A 19,063-nucleotide genomic window follows, 5' to 3' on the forward strand; every position below is an offset into this window, starting at 1 on the left:
ACTAAAATCTGAATGATACTCCTCCCTAAAATCCTGCGTTAGGGATGGAAATGGCATCCTTTTTATGGGATTCATCCATGCACCTATGATACATTATATAATAGACAACATTACAACCTGCATCACGCCCTCCCATTTTTAAACACCCATAAAAAGATAGAATGTACAGCCCGACCTTGACCTATGGCAAGGAAACGCTCAAATGATTTTAAATAAAGAAATCCCAAACCACACCAAAGCGGATTGTAAAATCGCGGTAAGGATTACCTGGTGCCGAATAATAATTATACCCCGTAAAAGCCGAATTAAAATGCTCCGCCATTAAATATATACGTGTTTGACGCACTTTGGCATTTAAAAAGAAATCGAACCTCGGGAAATTACCATATTCCTTATCGTTTTGAACGTAAAATTCGGCAAGCACCGGATTATATCCATTCATATAATAATTGGTGAAATAATTAAAAGTTAATCCTGTTTGTAAAAATAACGCCTTTTTAAAAACATAACTTGTAAACGAGAAGGTATTTCGCGTAGTAAACTCTGGCACATTTAACACCTGATTACCATCCTTGGTGTTTTGATATAATATAGTATTGTTTAAAGCAAACTTCCCGAACTTAATCTCATTATCTAGCTTAGCCCTCAAGTAATTTATAGTTCCTGAGTTTTGAAATGGTCTTACCTGCCCCGAAGCTTCATCGGCCCTGAAATACACATAATCTGTAATTGTAGAGTAATCGACTTTTAAATCGGCTAGTTTTTTATATTTAAGCTGAAACGCTAATTGCTGTGTTTTAACATTATCAAAACTATTCTGCCAGTTATAATTAACATAATCACTTTGATACAGCAATGTATTATAATTAGGCACTTTCGAACTGTGGTTTAAACTGGCGTTAGCATAAATATCATCATTCAACTTAAATGAAGCCATACCTTTAATATAATTCCCATCAAAATCACCTGCAATATTAAGTCCGGCATCTCCTAAAAGATCGAAACCTTTATACTTTTTATGATACTTCGCACCCGCTGAATATACATTACCTTTTAAACGATTGGTTATTAACTGACCATTTAGAAGCACCAACTTATTATATCCATAGTTATAATTATCATTACTTATATTAAATTGTAAATCACCAACTATATTATTACTGTAATTTAATTGAAGTTGATTGTAAAAATGCTCCAATGTTGCACGATCTTTTAAATTTGAATTCTTAAAGGCATCGCCAAAATAATCTTGCGATGATCTTTGTGAATATTCAAAATACTTATCTTCAAAAGATATAACATGCCCCAGACTTAAATTGTTATGAGATAAGGAATCATTTGCATCGATAATTTTGTATTCGTGCTCCAAATGAAAACGTTTTCCTTTTAGAATACTTTCAGCATCTTCAAATTGCACTTCAAGTATTGATCGATCCAGATATTCTTCTGCGCCGCTCTCAAAATACTCAACACTCTCATCTCGCAACCCGCCATTTTCCTGATTCATTAGATCCTGCATAACAATATGGGCTCGGGCCAAATACCTCCTGTTTTTAGTTTGATAATTGGTGGTAAATCTAAAATTCCCAGTACTCGTTAAAATATGCTGGTATTTACCCAAAGACCTTAATCCTTTATATGCAATAGAGTAATTTACTTGTGGTGATGTGTTTATCGTAAAAAACGAATCAGCCAATTGGCCTTGCTCAAAAGCTGTTTTAAAAAACAACTCGGTAAATGGTGTTGGTACTCGGAAGTACTTCATATCTTCTACTTCCATATAATTAAAATGACGTGCTCTTGCCCCAAACAACGGCATAAGCTTCGTATTTTGAAAATTATAGGTTAAACTATTGTAAGTCTGCCCTAAATTAGAAAACGGCATTAACCCAAAATCATCTCTTCTTAAATAATTAAATTTATATTCTTTCTTAATCGTGAGGGCAGTATCGACAAAGGTTGTATCTTTTTCGTATGAAATGATTAAATAATCTTCAGCCTTTGTCTGATTTATAGAATCGTTCTTTTTACTCTTTTTGGAAGTATCTTCTATGCGCCTCATTTCACCTTGAGCAAATACACTCCCTAATTGAAAAAAGGTCGCAACTACCAATATAAGTTTGAAGAATAACATTTGCTTATTGGCTGTAGATTTATAAAAGTCGATTTGCATATTTGAGTTCTAAGTAAACCAGGTGTCTTAGCTCACACCTAAATAAATTTCATTACTGTGGCAAAAGTAATTATTTGAACGGAATGCATCATTAATTATTTTAAATAAACAAAGCCAATATAAACATATTGGCTTTGTTACAAAGTTAGATTCGCCTTTAAAAATACAGACGAGTCATTAAAAATTTATTTGAGTTAGTCGCGTACAACAGTTAAAATTCTATCTCAAATAAACAAAATTAGATTTAATTAATCAAAAAAATATTACATAAAAAAACGTATTTTTTTATAACATACACAAAAAGAACATTCAACGATTATCATATAACCAATTTAGACTTTAATTCTTTAAAAATTATATAATCGCTATTTTTAGGGCAATTTAAACTGCAAGGCTTACATACAAAATAGCTACTATCTTTGATTAAAAATAGCCTTCAAAAAAATCGACGTTACATGTTATTAAAAAATCATTCAGCACTTAATTTAGAATGTGGCACAGACGAAGCAGGTCGCGGTTGTCTGGCTGGACCGGTTACCGCAGCAGCTGTTATTTTACCTGAATCGTTTAAAAACAACTTTTTAACAGACTCTAAACAACTGAGTGAAATAAAGCGTGATATATTAAAACCAATTATCGAGACTGAAGCCTTAACTTTTGGAGTCACACATATTTTTGAAGAAGAAATCGACTCCATAAATATTCTTAATGCTTCCATTCTAGCAATGCATAAATCTATTATGCAACTAGAACCTCAACCCGAATTTATAATTGTTGACGGCAATAGATTTAAACCTTATGAAAACATTCCATTCGACACCATTGTAAAAGGCGATAGCAAATATTTAAGCATTGCAGCTGCTTCGGTTTTAGCAAAAACCTATCGGGATGCTTACATGAATAAAATTCATGAAGAATTCCCCATGTACAATTGGAAAAAAAACAAAGGCTACCCTACCAAAGAACACCGTGAAGCGATAAGAAAATATGGCAGCACTAAATACCATCGCAAATCATTTAAACTTTTACCCGAACAATTAAAATTAAATTTTTAAAGCAAGTCGATTCAAAGGGCTTTTCATATGAGATAAAATGAAAAAATATGTAGGTTTGTATAAACGAATTCAATTTATGAGATTATTTTGTCTGTCCCTCCTATTTATTTTAGCCATCAGTTGTACAAACACCAGCCCAAATAGAATATATCTTGTCGATTACATTCCTGAAAACACCTCTGTTATTATAAAATCTTCCAACATTGAAGATTTAAAAAGCAGTATAAAAAACAGCGATTTTATTAAAACTTTCTCTAAAACGAACGCCTACAAAAATCTGGACAGTAGCTTACAAAATATTAAACTTTTAAAACCGAGTGGCGACCTGCTTATTTGTTTTAAAGAGCAAAAAAAACAACTGCAATATGCCATAATTACAAAATACCATAAAGATTTATTTGTTTCAGATTCGACCACTAAATATGAGTCTGAAGTTTTTAAGTTCAACAAGCACAACATAACAAAAACCGCTATTAACAATGTTAAACTATATCATACTGTTATAGACAGCGTATTTTTTGCTTCCTCTTCTAAAGAACTGGTAGAACATGTTTTTACTGCTTCAATGGCTAGTCCTGAATTGATAAAAATTTACAACACTACCGATAATGATAAAACCCTTTCTATTTTATTAAAAAACGAAAACCCTTTTATAAAAACAATTTTACAAAATGACACATTAGGCCTTAAAAGCTTAACCAATTACCTGGCTTTAGATACTGAAATATCACAAAACAGCATTTATTTTAATGGTATTACCAAAGCTAATGATTCGACTAGTAGCCTAATAAACATTTTCAAAAACACCATTCCTCAGGAAAATGAGATGCAACAGATTACACCATCCAATAGTGATGGATTTCTAAGCTTTACTTTTAATAATTACAAAACTCTTCAAACAAACCTTAATGCATTCAATCATACAGATTCGTTAAACCTTAATAGTGAATTATTTAATAATATTTTTGAAGTTGGTGTTATTTACGAAGACAACAATCGCGCGGTAGTTTTAAACTCTATAGACTTGATAGGTACCGACGATGCTCTAATCTCAGAAAAAATGCTGATTGAAACCTTCCGTGAAACGGACATTTTTAGTTTTAGCAAACCTAAGACTTTTAAGAAACACTTTTCTCCTCTAATCACATTCGGTAATGCAAATTCTTATTGTATTCTTGATAACTATTTTGTGTTTTCTAATAGTATCTCTATGCTGAAAAACATTATTACCAATTATCAAAATAAAACCACATTACAAACGAAAACTTATTTCCAATCTATTAACGAGCAATTGAGTGCTGCTTCCTCTTTACTTTTTGTAGCAAAACCTAATATGCTCAATCAGATTATCCAAAACAATTTTAGCGAATCACTTAATTTAGAATTCAATAATTATAATACTTCCGCCGTACAATTTATTTATGATAAACACTTTGCGCATGTTAATGGCATTATAGAAAAAGGCAAGGCTAGAACTGTTCGAAATGGCATTACCGAAGAACTAAATATAAAGCTAGATTCCGATATTATAAACAACCCTCAATTTGTTGTTAATCATATCACAAAAGAGAAAGAAATTGTAGTACAGGATATAAAGAACAATCTTTACATAATATCGAATAAAGGAAAAGTCCTTTGGAAAAAGCAGCTCTCTGGCCCAATATTAGGTCGTATAGAACAAATCGACATGTATAAAAACGGACGACTTCAACTAGCCTTTGCGACACCTAAACACGTATATGTTTTAGACAGAAATGGTCGTGATGTAAAACCGTTTCCAATGAGTTTTAATGATGAGATTACCCAACCATTGGCTGTTTTCGATTACGATAAAAAGAAAAACTATCGGCTTCTAGTTACTCAAGGAACTCATGTATTAATGTACGATCGAAATGCTAAACCTGTAAAAGGTTTCAAATTTAAATCGGCTAAAACCCCTATCATTACAACACCTCAACATTTTAGAATTGGAAGCAAAGATTATATCTGCTTAAAAACTAAAGAACATTTATATATATTAAATCGAACAGGACATACCCGCGTAAAACCAAAAAGTTCTCATAGCTATTCTAATCAACCTGTCTATTTATACAATAATAGTTTCACAACAACTACTGCAGATGGTAAGATAACCTCTATCGATACAAAAGGCAATATAGCTAACCAAAATCTAAACCTATCGGCTAACCATAATATTACTACTTCAAGCAAAACTTTAGTTGCTCAAAGTGAAAACAAATTATTTATAAAAAACAATACGATAGATATCGACTACGGAAACTACACACGTCCTGGATTCTTCTATATTTATGATAAAATATATATTTCCATTACCGACTTACAATCGCACAAGGTTTATTTATACGATAGTAATGCCAAATTACTACCTAATTTCCCGGTATATGGCAACTCAGAAATCATACTTGACAACGTAGATAATAACCGAAATTTAGAATTCGTTACAAAAGGTGAAAGTAATTCTATTTTACTATACCGCATTAATTAACAGATGTTTATAACTTGTTGAAAAACAAGTTGTAGCATTTTAAAAACAGCCCAAATGAATACTTATCTTTAGGCAAGCTATTATCAATCTCTAACAAGAAAACTATTACGATACCGAGCCATAAATATCAAGATGCTTCGGCTTTCTAATTATTATGTAATACCCTATCTAAATAATAGAAGCTAAGTCCTCAAATCTTAGAACGTCAAAGTTATGCTTTGGCGTTCGCTTTTTAATGTAAATATCTCGTGAATTTAGTACTATTGCATATCTAAAAGCAATACTATGATTTCCAGAAAAAATGCCTCTATTTCAAAGTTTATAATTCATAAAGTTGGTAATAAGTTTAACGACACTAAAAATGCTTTTTCAGAAAAGCTGGTTGATTTTGATGAAGCTAGTTATGATCTTATGCTCCCCTTTTTACTGAGACCTTTTGGAAGTGTTGTTCAAAGTTATCGATTTAATCACCACTCAAACATTACTCTCAACGAAATTAATAGTTATAGCAACCAACTATTTAATGATGAAGACGAATTCATACAAATTTCCAAACATATTGTCACTCATCTGTACGAGCAATCGACTTCTGCTAACATAAAAACAGGAGACGTACTAATTGTGATGTTCGAAGGCATTGAATTTAATGAAATAACCACCAATGCACTGGGCATCTTTAAAATTGAAAATAAAGTAAACTTTTTTCAAACCTATTTAGAAAACAATAGTTATGATGTGGTTGTACAAAAAGGAATCAACTCGAAAAAAGTAGACAAAGGCTGCTTAATTCTAAACCAGAGCGATTCGGAAGGTAATATTATCTTTAGTGTAGATAATAATAACTACGATGCCATGTACTGGATTAATCAATTTTTAAATATTAAGTATGCTGATGATGCCAATAACCATACTCAACAATACATGGAGTTATGCAAAGACTTCTCTAGTGAAATTCTAAAATCAACTTATGGTGCTCAGGAGCAAAATACGTTTTTAGCTCGTACGGTCGACTTTTTTAAGGAAAACGAATTTGTAAATGTAGAACGCTTTAAAGAAGAAATTTTTGAAGAAGAGAAACACCGAACGCTTTTTGATGATTACAAAAAAACCTTTCAAGACGAGCAAAACATCGTACTACGAAATCAATTTGATGTTGCAGAACGCGTTGTTACTAAAGAAAAGAAAAAATTTAAATCGGATATAAAATTAGATACCAATATTGAAATAAAGATAGACGTTGATGCCCCTGATGCCTCTGCTGAATATATGGAACGTGGTTACGATGAAGAAAGAAAAATGCATTATTACAAAGTATTTTTTAATGTTGAAAAATAAACTAACATTACTTTTCAACATAACACATTGTGATTCAAAACACATTCACTTCTATTTTTTTCTTAAATTGTCGCTATGAAAGACTCTAGCGAACAAACATTAAAAAAGAAAAAATTTAATTACGACGAAGAACTAGCCAAACTACATACCGAATTGGTTCATCTGCAGGAATGGGTTAAAAAACAAGGACTAAAAGTAGTAATCGTATTTGAAGGGCGCGATGCTTCTGGTAAAGGAGGCACCATTAAACGATTTACAGAACCTTTAAATCCGCGCGTATGCAAAGTCGTTGCCCTAGGGATTCCAACCGAAAAAGAAAAAACGCAGTGGTACTTTCAACGTTATACACAATATTTACCAGCTGCCGGAGAGATTGTATTGTTCGACCGATCTTGGTACAACCGTGCCGGTGTGGAAAAAGTTATGGGTTTTTGTACTCAGAAAGAATACGAAGAATTTTTAAGGTCCTGCCCAGAATTCGAGCGTATGTTAGTACGTTCGGGTATCATATTATTAAAATATTGGTTCTCTGTAAGCGATGCAGAACAGGAAAGACGCTTTAAAAACCGAATTTCGAACCCGTTAAAACATTGGAAATTTAGTCCAATGGACTTAGAATCACGCTCAAGGTGGCTTGAATACTCTCAAGCAAAAGATACGATGTTTGCGCATACAGACACCAAGCAAGTGCCCTGGTATGTCGTTAATGCCGATAACAAGAAAAAAGCACGATTAAACTGTATTAGTCATGTATTAAGTATGATTCCTTATGAAAAAATGAAAATTGAAGAAATCGAATTACCCGAATTACCCGATTATAAAGCCTATGTACGTCCTCCAATGAATTACCAAACCTTTATTCCTGAAAAATATTAATCTTGAAGGGTTCACCCATGAAAATTGACCGCTTCGTATTAGCTATAATAGCCATAATAATTATAGCTTATTTTTTTCCAGAATGGGGAAATGAAAACAGCAAAATACCATTGGACCGCATAAGTAGTATTGGTATTTCTTTAATATTTTTCTTTTACGGACTAAAATTAAGTGGCTCTAAAATCAAAGATGGATTGAAAAACTGGAAGTTGCATTTATTAGTTCAGGCCTCCACTTTTATATTGTTTCCACTTATTATAATCGCATGTAAACCACTCGCTCATTCCAACGAAGCCGAAACTTTTTGGCTATCGTTTTTGTTTCTTGCCGCTTTACCCTCTACCGTTTCTTCTTCGGTAGTCATGGTATCAATCGCTAAAGGTAATATCCCAGCAGCGATTTTTAACGCCAGTATTTCAGGTCTAATAGGCATTGTCCTAACACCTATTTGGATGGAGCTTTTTTTACCTAAGATTACGACATCCGATTTCGACCTAGGTGCTATTTATATCAAATTAATTATTGAAATTTTAATTCCTGTACTATTAGGGCTCTTATTACAGCGCTTCTGGGGAAAATACACAAGTATTTACAAAACGCAACTTACGATGTTCGATAAATCGATCATCTTATTAATTATTTATAAAAGTTTTGCTGAATCTTTTGAAAACAACATTTTTAGTGAAGTGAGTATTACAGATTTATTATTAATTTCAGCAATTCTTGTTGGTCTCTTTTATCTGGTATTTTACCTTACCGGGTTTATTTCAAATCTTTTAGGTTTTAATACAGAAGATAAAATTACGGCTCAATTTTGTGGTACAAAAAAATCTCTAGTACACGGAACGGTATTTTCTAAAATATTATTTCCGACGAATTTCCCTATTGGCATGGTGCTTTTACCTCTCATGATATTTCATGCCATGCAAATTTTTATCATCAGTATTATTGCCACCAAATTAGGGCAACGCCATAATTAATAAACAGATATTATTTATCTTAAATAAAAGTAGCTTCAAATAATTCCCTGAAGTGTTTTAGTAGTTTTTCTTTTACTTCATCTATATTAACAGTATCCTGGTCAAGTTCAACATTTAAAGAAGTAACTGCTTTACCGCGAATTCCACATGGAATGATATTATCGAAATACCCTAAATCGGCATTTACATTTAATGCGAAGCCGTGCATGGTAACCCAACGACTTGCCCGCACTCCCATGGCGCATATTTTTCTAGCAAAAGGAGTACCTACACCTAACCATACACCGGTTTCTCCCTCACTCCTTTCGGCTTTTAACCCGTATTCAGCTAATGTTAAAATAATGACTTCCTCCAAAAAACGCAGGTACTTATGAATATCTGTAAAAAAATTATCTAAATCTAAAATCGGGTAACCCACTATTTGCCCTGGTCCGTGATAGGTAATATCACCTCCTCTGTTTATTTTATAAAACGTAGCCCCCTTATCTTTGAGTTGCCGCTCATCGAGTAGCATATTCGCAGCATCTCCACTCTTCCCCAACGTGTACACATGCGGATGTTCAACAAACAAAAAGTAATTGGGCGTCTCGATTCCGGCATCTTCACGTCGATTTTTTATTTTTGCATCTACAATACCTTTAAAAAGATCTTCCTGATAATCCCAGGTTTCTTTATAGTCCTTACAGCCTAAATCCTTTAGTATAACATCCTTATTCATAGGGTGCAAAAATACAACATTTTTATGGTTTAGTTTTTCGGATTATTAAGAATTACCAATGCAGCAATAACCCCTGGCACCCAACCACATAACCAAAGCAGAAAAACAATTAATATAGAACCACAGCCCTTGTCTATTACGGCAAGTGGAGGACAAATAATAGACAATAAAACTCTCCAGAAACTCATTAACGTACTTTTTAATTTTTGATTGACTACACTAATATGACGCAAAAATATTTAATTTGTTACAATTCAGAAGACAGATAAGTTAATATTTATAAAGACTCTATTTCCATCAAGATACACCTCTTAAAATCAACGAGTGTATATCGTTTTTCCAACCCAAAAAAATGTTTTATAAGCGAGCTTTAAATAGTATCTTTGTGCCTTTAAAAATTTACTCAGCAATATAGAATATGTCGCAATTATCAGAGCAAGAGCTTGTACGTAGAGAAAAATTAGAAAAATTACGCGAATTAGGTATAAACCCGTATCCGGCAGATTTATACCCAGTAAATAACACTTCAAAACAAATAAAGGAAGATTTTGAAGAAGGCAAACAGGTAGTTGTTGCAGGACGATTAATGTCTATGCGTGTTCAAGGTAAAGCCAGTTTTGCTCAGTTACAAGATGCTGAAGGAAGAATCCAGGTGTATTTTAACCGTGATGAGATCTGCCTTGGTGATGACAAAACTAAATATAATGAGATCTTTAAAAAATTACTAGATTTTGGCGACTTTGTAGGAATTGAAGGTGAATTATTTTTAACTAAAGTTGGTGAAAAAACCATTAAGGTTAAAGATTTTACATTATTAAGTAAAGCCTTAAAACCCTTACCCGTTCCTAAAGAAAAAGACGGTGTTGTTTATGATGCCTTTACGTCACCTGAGCAACGTTACAGACAGCGTTATGCCGATTTAGTTGTGAACCCACAGGTTAAAGATGTATTCGTAAAACGCACCAAACTTTTCAATGCGATGCGTCAGTTTTTTAATGATGCTGGCTATTTTGAAGTAGAGACCCCTGTGTTACAACCCATTCCAGGGGGTGCTGCTGCACGACCTTTTGTTACACATCACAATGCACTAGACGTACCATTATACATGCGTATTGCCAATGAACTTTATTTAAAACGTCTTATAGTTGGTGGTTTCGATGGTGTATATGAGTTTTCTAAGAACTTTAGAAACGAAGGTATGGATCGCACCCACAATCCTGAGTTTACGGCTATGGAAATTTATGTAGCCTATAAAGACTACAATTGGATGATGGATTTCTGTGAGCAATTATTGGAGCATTGCGCCATTGCAGTAAACGGTACTTCTAAAGCAACCTTCGGAGAACATGAAATAGATTTTAAAGCGCCTTATGCTCGAGTATCTATGACCGACTCTATTAAAGAGTTTACAGGTTTCGATATCACTGGTAAAACCGAGGCCGAAATCCGTGAAGCTGCGAAAGGTATGGGAATTGAAGTTGATGACACCATGGGTAAAGGAAAGCTGATAGATGAAATTTTTGGTGAAAAATGTGAGGGCAACTACATACAGCCAACCTTTATTACCGACTATCCAAAAGAAATGAGTCCGTTGTGTAAAGAACATAGAGAAAATCCGGAATTAACCGAGCGTTTCGAACTTATGGTATGTGGTAAAGAAATTGCCAATGCCTATTCTGAGCTTAACGACCCTATTGATCAACGTGAACGCTTTGAGCATCAAATGGAATTAGCTAAAAAAGGAGATGACGAAGCTACTGGTGTTATAGATTACGACTTTTTACGTGCTTTAGAATACGGCATGCCTCCTACTTCTGGTATGGGTATTGGAATGGACCGCTTAATTATGTTTCTAACAAACAATCAATCCATACAGGAAGTATTGTTCTTCCCGCAAATGAGACCAGAGAAAAAACAGGTTGAATTGAGCGAGGACGAAAAAGTGGTATTTAGCCTCCTTAAAGCCAACTCTCCTATAGACCTAAACACGCTTAAAGGGCAATCTGGACTGAGCAACAAGAAATGGGATAAAACCATTAAAGGATTGACTAGCAAAAAAGTAGCGCAGGTTTTGAAAAATGACGATGGCCTTTTTGTGGAAGTTGTTTAAGAACTCCTTAATAAAATTTAAAAAAGGGGAATCAAATTTGATTCCTTTTTTTATTATCATTTATCCTATTAAAAATATTAAACGATACAGTTTACTATTAAGTATAATATAAACTAAGCTTTTTAATAAACAGTTAATCATCAATATATCAAGTTGTATCAAATAGTATTGGAAATTTTCTCTAAGTGTATTAATTTTAAGACAGATTACCTTATTTCAATTACTAGACTTAATACCGTTCACAAAGAATGATTCAGGATGATAAATTAATATCCAAACTAAAATCGATAGTTCTAGATAATCTTCAAAATGAACAATTTGGAGTTGAGGAATTATCAAAATCAGCTGGGCTAAGTCGTTCTCATTTACATAGAAAATTAAAAAAACTAAAATCCCAATCCATAAGCCAGTTTATTAGAGAGATTAGGCTTAAAGAAGCACATAAATTACTTCAGCAGAACAACTATACGATCTCTGAAATAGCTTATAAAGTTGGCTTTGGCAGTACGTCATACTTCCATAAATGCTTTCATGATTATTATGGATATCCTGCAAGTGAAGCTAAAAAACATTTAAACCAAGAAGATAAACAGAGCATTAAGAATATAAATAAATTAAACTTTAAAGGCCAGTTTAAAGGTTATCAAACTGTTATCCTTGCCGTTATTCTTTGTATTACTATTTACCTTTTTTTAAATAATTATTCAAAACATGAAGTGCTGTCTAAAAATGAAAAATCTATTGCTGTTTTACCCTTTAAAAATATAAGTGGCGATGAAGAAAATCAGTTTTTTGCAGACGGACTGGTCGAAGGGATTTTAAATAGGCTAGCAACCTTAAAAGAATTCAAGGTTATATCACGCACATCTTCAGAAATCTATAAGCATAACACATCTAAAACAGTCCCTACAATAGCTTCAGAACTGGATGTCTCCTACATTTTGGAAGGTAGTATTCAAGAATATGAAAACAAAGCTAGAATTACGGTTCAACTCATAGATGCTATTCATGATAATCATATTTGGATTAAAACTTTTGACAGGGATATTGCCGATATTTTTGATATTCAAAGAGAAATAGCAATCCAAATAGCTTCAGACCTTAACGCAACCCTTTCCGAACAAGAGACTTTAGAAATTAAAAAGAACCTAACTGAAAATTTAGAGGCATTCAAACTATATCAACTAGGTAGGTTTTACTGGGGGAAACGATTAGACAAAGACTATTTAACCGCCATTGCTTATTTTAATAAAGCTGTAAAAGAAGACCCTAATTACGCGCTTGCTTATGCTGGCCTAGGCGACACTTATTTTCTTAAAATCTGGTTATCATCAAACCGTGAAGAAATTAAAGAAAATAGAGAAAAAGCCGAATATTTTGCACTAAAAGCCTTGGAAATAGACCCCAATTTAGTAGAGGCCCATACAGTACTGGCTACTCTTTATTTTTATATTGATTGGGATTGGGAAAAAGCTAATAAGGCATTTACAAGAGCCTTTGAAATTGGAACAAACTACTCCACTCTACATCATCGTTATTCTGAATATCTTAGCTACATTGGTAAACATGAAAAAGCAAGATTCCATATAAACAAAGCCCTTGAGATAGATCCTTTATCTTATATAGTTAGGGAAGTAAGTGCAAAACTCTATTTAAATAGAGGTGAGTTTTATGAGGCTTTGTCTGAAGCAAAAATTGCGGAAGACTTGAATAAGGAAAAAAGAGTTCCTTACCTTCATCAATTTTGGGCTCATTACATGCTTAAAAATGACCGATTGACAATAGAAAGCTTAAAAAAATTTAGACCGTTATTAAAAAACAATATCACCGATAAAGAGTTAGATAGCATATATAACCTATCGGGAAGAGATGGCCTAATGAAATGGTGTATATCACAACCCCAAGTTCTTGGTTTTAAGGATAAAGTTAAAAGTTTATTCTTTTTAGGCAATTACAATGAAGCCATTGACAAACTTGAGGATGGTTTCAACAAAGGAAATCTACTTGCAGATGTCCCATATGCTTACCCCTCCCATATTTTACATTCCAATCAACGGTTTATGGCATTAATGAAAAAAATGAACTTACCTTACAGCCCGGTTTCTAACAAATAACCCTCTATTGAAACTGCTCAAACCCTAAGGAAGCTTCCTATTAACAACATAGCTTAATTAAGCAACATAGTTTTCAAAAAAATTAATGTTTTTGCAACATAGTTACTTAATGTCATGTACATTATTTAACCATCTTTATACATATAAAATGTATTGTATAACCTTTAAAACATATATTCATGAAAACTATTAAACTATTGAGTGTAGCCCTATTAAGTCTTTTTCTTTTCACTGGCTGTGAGGACATAACCGATGAAATCAATACAGAACAAAGCTTACTTGAAAAAGACTATCTGCATTCAAAATCAAGCGTTGAAAAAAGTTTACCTTTTAAAGCTACCTTTACCGTGTGGCGTGCAGAGGCTCCAGGTTCCCAGCCATGTGACGCTGGTTCTAGTGAAACCATGGTGATGAAGGGAAATGGAGAATCGATCCATCTGGGCCAGCTTCAAGAAATTTTTATGAGATTTTGTTCTGCTCCTACTCCTGAAGTTATTTTTCCTGTGAACTATTGGTTTATAGAAACGGGTAAATTTGTAGCAGCTAACGGAGACGAATTACATTTTGTAATTGAATCAGGTCAGATATGGCCTTATAATGGAGATAATCCTGATTATCAATTACATTTTAATGACGATTTGATATTTACAGGAGGCACTGGTCGTTTTAAAGGCGCATCCGGTAGTGCTAAAACCAATGCCTATGTTCATGCAGGAACTACTGATAATGAAGGGGATGACCCTTTTTATACAGATTTTTTTATTAATATAGGAAGATTAATTATTATACCTGGTAGTGCATCGGAATAGTAATTTTTAAGAAAGGAAAATCTAATTCAAAAAAAGGAGGGAATCTTAAGATTCCCTCCTTTTTTACTTAAACGTTTTTCTATATTTCTAAATGACTTCTGTAAATAATAAAGGTACTGCCCAACATGCCTAATCTATCCAAATCTTCATGAATGTTTAATACTTTTAAATTTATATTGAAGCTAAAAGACGAATGGTTTTATGGCTATCTCATTCAACATTTGATGAAATGATAGCTACGGGAAGTAAATAGAGATTTGAAATGGCATTGGGGTTACACGGTGGTTATCCTTTTGAAAAGCCAGAATGGATGAATAATAGAGCATTCAATGATTTTATTACAGAATCCGAATTCGACACATCAGAATATCAAAATATCAGAAAATTATCAATCAACTTTTTGAAAAAGCCGAAGAAAAAAACTAAGCACAACAAAGGCTCCTATGAAAAGCACTAGTAAACTCAAGTAAATCAATCCAAGTTTATAATCACAATATTGTCAAGAATTAACATTTCCAATTATATTTATCTGTAAGATAATATATACAAAAGTAAACCTTCGTAAAAAGTATTCAAAGCACTCTGGGACATCCAAAAAGAACAGTCCATATAAGTTTCAGTTAGATTTTTATCACAACGGTAAAAGAATGAGAGAGGTTATCTCTGATGTTGAATTCTTACCAACAGATACTAAAGAACAACGAGAACAAAAGAAAAGAATTGTAGATAAAATAAAGGCCGACTTAGAAATTGAGTTGGCAAATAAATCTACTGGATTATTATCAAGAGAGCTAAAAATGGCAAGTTTCATTAATTTCTTCAAAGAACAGGCAAAAAAGAAAAGTCCAAATACTAAAGTTGCTTGGGATAACACTTTAAATTACATTATAGAGTTGCACGGTAATAAGTTAAAATTTGTAGATATAACTGAAAATTGGTTAGAATAATTTAGCGAATACCTCTTGTCTAGTAATCTTTCACAAAATTCTATTAGAACCTATCTGCAAAAGGTTAACACGGCTCTAAACCAAGCCGTAAAACAAAAAAATAAAATATGTTTACAGATAATAGGATATAAACGGAAGTTTTAGTCACGAATTTGTCACGCCAAACAACATGATAACTGAAAACACTAACATTTACAGCGATTCTAGAGGATACGTTTCATTCTTCCCGCAAATGAGACCAGAGAAAAAAGCTATTGCATTAAGTGATAACGAGAAAGCTATTTTCGAAGTTTTAAAAGCTAAAAAAAGCCTTCCCTTAACTATTCTTAAAAGAGAAAGTGGATTAAGCAACAAGGCTTGGGATAAAGGTATTAAAGCTTTAACTAAGCACAAATTAGCTAACGTTATTAAAACCGATAGCGACTTAATTGTTGAACTTATTTCTTAAAAAAGCATCTAACGCATAATACATTTTTAAAAAAGGATTTACTTTATAGTAGATCCTTTTTTATTTTCATATTATAGAGGATTTCAATGGATTTTTAGTTAGGAATCTATCTCTTAATAAAGTATTTCTAATTAACAATCTTAAAATTAATAGAGTCAGAGAACTTGACAAATACAGTTCAGTAGGAATTCCCTATCAATATTATTATCTTAAAAACATATGCTAATAAAGTGAACTTACCACTTTTTAAGGATGTTAACCTATATAAAAATATTATTCTTTGTTTTTAGAATCAATAAGTATTGTTACCGGACCGTCATTAATTAATTCGACTTTCATATCGGCACCAAATGCACCTGTTTGAACTTTTTTATTTAAATCAAGCTCAAACTTATTAACAAAGGCCTCGTATAAAGGAATAGCTACGTCTGGTTTTGCAGCCTTAAAATAACTTGGGCGATTTCCCTTTTTTGTAGCAGCATGTAAAGTAAATTGGCTTACTACAATGGCATCACCACCGACATCTATTAATGACTTATTCATAACCCCCTCATCATCACAAAAAATGCGAAGATTAGTTATTTTTTTAGAAAGCCACTCAATATCTGTTTGCGAATCTTCGGCAACTATACCTAATAAAATTAATAATCCATTTCCTATGGAAGCCACTTTCTTTTCTTCAATAGTAACGCTAGCTTTTGACACACGTTGAATCACCACTCTCATTCCTTATCCCAATTATCGGTTCGGTAATTTTCGTCATCACCTTCTACTATCTGAATATAACTACGGTATCTGGAATAGGCTATTTCATCATTTTCCAAGGCTTCTTTAACCGCACATTTAGGTTCTTGAATATGCAGGCAGTTGTTAAACTTACAATCCTGCTTACGTTCAAAAATTTCCGGGAAATAATCGCCAACTTCTTCTTTGTCCATATCAACCACTCCAAAGCCTTTTATACCTGGTGTATCAATAATTTTACCCCCAAAACTTAAATCGTACATTTCAGCAAATGTCGTAGTATGCTGCCCCTGCATATGTAATGTGGATATTTCTTTTGTCTTTAAATTCAAATCTGGTTCAATAGCATTTACCAAAGTTGACTTACCTACACCAGAATGTCCTGAAAACATACTTACTTTATCACTCATTAGAGCCTTTACCTTATCAACATTCTTTTCTGTTTTCGCAGATACTCCAATACATTCGTAACCTATTTTTCGATATACATGAGCTAAATATTTAACCTCTAAAAGAGTTTCTTCATCATACGTATCGATTTTATTAAACAGTAATACAGTTTTAATTGAATACGCATTGGCAGTAACTAAAAACCGATCGATGAAACTTGTTAGTGTAGGAGGGTTATTAATGGTAATCATTAAAAACACCTGATCGATATTCGAAGCTATTATATGAGTTTGTTTCGATAAGTTCACCGATTTACGCACAATATAATTGGTACGATCGTGAATATGATTAATAATTCCTGTAACCTCATTATTACTTGTTTCAAGTTCAAAATCCACATAATCGCCCACCGCAATGGGGTTCGTGCTTTTTATACCACGAATACGAAACTTACCTTTTATCCGACATTCATAAGTATCACCCAATTCGGTTTTAACGGTATACCAGCTTCCTGTAGATTTATAAACGAGTCCTGTCATATCGACTTCAAAAGTAAAGCAAAAAAATAATTTACAAACATTTAATTCTTTATATTAGTAAATCAATCAACAATCAACAGCCTATGAAAAAAATTCTATTCGCTTTTTTAATTGGTGTATTATCCATTTTAGACATCGGTGCTCAAGTCGAATACAAAGTTATAACAAGTATTGAATCTATTGTCCCTAACGGCATAGGACGGTCACGTTTAATTTCTGCAGTTGAAGAAAAAGACTATAAAGATTTCACTTCCGAACAAACTGAAGACGACCATACCCGAAATAAATCTAATCGTGGAGATATTCGGGTAAAAGATTTCGAAGAAACAAAACTTTTAAACTTCTATAATATTGGGGGTATTCGCTTTCAAAACATTGCAGCTAATGATGCTGTTGTAAGTTCAAAAATAAACAGCATGATTGAAGAAGGCTGGGAATTAGCCTTTGTAACCAGTGCCGTTGAAAGTGATGCCGGCAAAGATGATGGTAATGGAATTTTTATAACCCGGTATATTTTCAAACGACTTAAATCATAACTAACTTGATAACTTTTAAAATATCAACAAAATATAGCCGATGAAAAAAATCTATATTCTCATAGTTTTTTTATTTTCAGGTTACACCATGCACTCTCAAATATTACTTTCTTTACTATTTGGCGACAAATTAAATTCTGATGGTATAGAATTCGGCTTAGATGGAGGTCTAAATTGGTCTGACATCTCTGGTTTAGAAACGAGTGATAAACTCACTTCGTTCAACATTGGGTTTTATTTAAATTTAAGATTAAAATCACAATGGCATCTTAGTACTGGAATTTTGGCAAAATCTAATTTAGGTGTCGACAAATTAACGTCGAACGAATTAAATTTTCTTGGTATTATTCCTTATGAAGAAAACGGAACATACAGCCAAAAGATAAATTATTTTATAGCTCCAGCGTTAATAAAATATGTTTTCAAAAACAGGATACACGTGGAATTAGGTCCTCAATTCGGAATTAAATATCGCGCCTGGGTTGAATTCAACTCAGAAACAGATAAGAAAGAAATAAATATAAAAGAGTTCAACAAAGATCGGATTAACTTTTTTGATTCCGGAATAGCTATAGGCTCTGGTTATAAATTAATGGCCGAAAATGGGATAACCTTAGGAATTAGATATTACCTCGGACTTACAAATGTATATAGAGGTTTTAAAAACACCAGAAACAATTCCATCTTTTTAAAAGTAAACATCCCGATGGGCGGTGGAAAAAATTAATTTAAATTTTAAAACGTAATGATTAAATACTTTGAATAAATTCAAATAAAAAAGGG

18 protein-coding genes and 1 pseudogene are annotated in these 19,063 nt (G+C 32.9%); 14 read left to right on the plus strand and 5 right to left on the minus strand.

The features are described 5' to 3' along the window. Nucleotides 1–208 precede the first annotated feature (208 nt). Entirely contained in the window at nucleotides 209–2,173 is a 1,965-nt protein-coding gene (locus H611_RS0106735; RefSeq protein WP_157515065.1) for a putative porin, read from the minus strand. Nucleotides 2,174–2,628: 455 nt separating this feature from the next. Here H611_RS0106735 and H611_RS0106740 point away from each other — a divergent pair, with 455 nt between their 5' ends. The 5 genes from H611_RS0106740 (at nucleotide 2,629) to H611_RS0106760 (ending at nucleotide 8,925) form a co-directional block, all read left to right on the plus strand. Continuing rightward, nucleotides 2,629–3,228 carry a ribonuclease HII gene (locus H611_RS0106740; RefSeq protein WP_027137634.1) on the plus strand — a complete coding sequence of 200 codons (600 nt, stop codon included), beginning with the start codon at nucleotides 2,629–2,631 and terminating at the stop codon, nucleotides 3,226–3,228. Between the two features lie 76 nt (nucleotides 3,229–3,304). Next, nucleotides 3,305–5,734, plus strand: coding sequence for an RNA polymerase beta'' subunit family protein (locus H611_RS0106745; protein WP_027137635.1), 2,430 nt, complete (start codon nucleotides 3,305–3,307; stop codon nucleotides 5,732–5,734). Nucleotides 5,735–6,019: 285 nt separating this feature from the next. Continuing rightward, nucleotides 6,020–7,069 carry a nucleoid-associated protein gene (locus H611_RS0106750; RefSeq protein WP_027137636.1) on the plus strand — a complete coding sequence of 350 codons (1,050 nt, stop codon included), beginning with the start codon at nucleotides 6,020–6,022 and terminating at the stop codon, nucleotides 7,067–7,069. A gap of 75 nt (nucleotides 7,070–7,144) precedes the next feature. Continuing rightward, on the plus strand, nucleotides 7,145–7,945 hold the full coding sequence (ppk2, locus tag H611_RS0106755) for a polyphosphate kinase 2 (RefSeq protein ID WP_027137637.1): 801 nt from the start codon (nucleotides 7,145–7,147) through the stop codon (nucleotides 7,943–7,945). A gap of 17 nt (nucleotides 7,946–7,962) precedes the next feature. After that, a complete protein-coding gene (locus tag H611_RS0106760) occupies nucleotides 7,963–8,925 on the plus strand; it encodes a bile acid:sodium symporter family protein (RefSeq protein ID WP_027137638.1) in 963 nt (320 codons plus the stop codon). Nucleotides 8,926–8,944: 19 nt separating this feature from the next. Here H611_RS0106760 and lipB read toward each other — a convergent pair whose 3' ends face one another. After that, nucleotides 8,945–9,643: a lipoyl(octanoyl) transferase LipB gene (lipB, locus tag H611_RS0106765; protein ID WP_027137639.1), complete on the minus strand. Its 699-nt coding sequence runs from the start codon at nucleotides 9,641–9,643 to the stop codon at nucleotides 8,945–8,947. A 29-nt stretch (nucleotides 9,644–9,672) separates the two neighbouring features. Next, nucleotides 9,673–9,831 (minus strand): YqaE/Pmp3 family membrane protein, encoded by a 159-nt coding sequence (locus tag H611_RS14655; RefSeq protein ID WP_084158160.1) that lies wholly within the window; start codon nucleotides 9,829–9,831, stop codon nucleotides 9,673–9,675. Between the two features lie 230 nt (nucleotides 9,832–10,061). On the opposite strand from H611_RS14655, the gene lysS reads away from it, so the two are divergent. The 7 genes and pseudogenes from lysS (at nucleotide 10,062) to H611_RS0106795 (ending at nucleotide 16,071) form a co-directional block, all read left to right on the plus strand. Further along, entirely contained in the window at nucleotides 10,062–11,753 is a 1,692-nt protein-coding gene (gene lysS / locus H611_RS0106770) for a lysine--tRNA ligase (RefSeq protein ID WP_027137640.1), read from the plus strand. A gap of 248 nt (nucleotides 11,754–12,001) precedes the next feature. Continuing rightward, nucleotides 12,002–13,867 carry a helix-turn-helix domain-containing protein gene (locus tag H611_RS14095; RefSeq protein WP_027137641.1) on the plus strand — a complete coding sequence of 622 codons (1,866 nt, stop codon included), beginning with the start codon at nucleotides 12,002–12,004 and terminating at the stop codon, nucleotides 13,865–13,867. Between the two features lie 179 nt (nucleotides 13,868–14,046). Then, nucleotides 14,047–14,676: a hypothetical protein gene (locus H611_RS0106780; protein ID WP_027137642.1), complete on the plus strand. Its 630-nt coding sequence runs from the start codon at nucleotides 14,047–14,049 to the stop codon at nucleotides 14,674–14,676. Between the two features lie 262 nt (nucleotides 14,677–14,938). Beyond that, complete coding sequence (locus H611_RS0106785; protein WP_027137643.1) at nucleotides 14,939–15,133, plus strand: hypothetical protein; 195 nt, start codon at nucleotides 14,939–14,941, stop codon at nucleotides 15,131–15,133. 82 nt (nucleotides 15,134–15,215) lie between these two features. Then, the gene (locus H611_RS0106790) at nucleotides 15,216–15,623 is read left to right on the plus strand and encodes an Arm DNA-binding domain-containing protein (RefSeq protein WP_394330437.1); all 408 of its coding nucleotides are present in this window, start codon (nucleotides 15,216–15,218) and stop codon (nucleotides 15,621–15,623) included. 12 nt (nucleotides 15,624–15,635) lie between these two features. Beyond that, nucleotides 15,636–15,767, plus strand: a pseudogene (locus H611_RS15015) (phage integrase SAM-like domain-containing protein); the annotation flags it as partial. A gap of 25 nt (nucleotides 15,768–15,792) precedes the next feature. Further along, a complete protein-coding gene (locus H611_RS0106795) occupies nucleotides 15,793–16,071 on the plus strand; it encodes a hypothetical protein (protein ID WP_027137645.1) in 279 nt (92 codons plus the stop codon). Nucleotides 16,072–16,344: 273 nt separating this feature from the next. Here the strand turns inward: H611_RS0106795 and dtd are convergent, their stop codons facing one another. Further along, complete coding sequence (dtd, locus tag H611_RS0106800; RefSeq protein ID WP_027137646.1) at nucleotides 16,345–16,797, minus strand: D-aminoacyl-tRNA deacylase; 453 nt, start codon at nucleotides 16,795–16,797, stop codon at nucleotides 16,345–16,347. Then, nucleotides 16,794–17,744: a ribosome small subunit-dependent GTPase A gene (gene rsgA, locus H611_RS0106805; RefSeq protein ID WP_027137647.1), complete on the minus strand. Its 951-nt coding sequence runs from the start codon at nucleotides 17,742–17,744 to the stop codon at nucleotides 16,794–16,796. The genes dtd and rsgA overlap by 4 nt, the downstream gene beginning before the upstream one ends. Before the next feature lie 83 nt (nucleotides 17,745–17,827). Between rsgA and H611_RS0106810 the strand changes: the two genes are divergently transcribed. Both H611_RS0106810 and H611_RS0106815 read left to right on the plus strand, forming a co-directional pair. After that, on the plus strand, nucleotides 17,828–18,280 hold the full coding sequence (locus H611_RS0106810) for a hypothetical protein (RefSeq protein WP_027137648.1): 453 nt from the start codon (nucleotides 17,828–17,830) through the stop codon (nucleotides 18,278–18,280). Between the two features lie 40 nt (nucleotides 18,281–18,320). Continuing rightward, nucleotides 18,321–19,007, plus strand: a complete 687-nt coding sequence (locus tag H611_RS0106815; RefSeq protein ID WP_027137649.1) for a porin family protein — start codon at nucleotides 18,321–18,323, stop codon at nucleotides 19,005–19,007. Nucleotides 19,008–19,063: the final 56 nt, after the last annotated feature.

Origin of the sequence: Gaetbulibacter saemankumensis DSM 17032, from assembly GCF_000425645.1 — a bacterium.
GTDB lineage: Bacteria > Bacteroidota > Bacteroidia > Flavobacteriales > Flavobacteriaceae > Gaetbulibacter > Gaetbulibacter saemankumensis.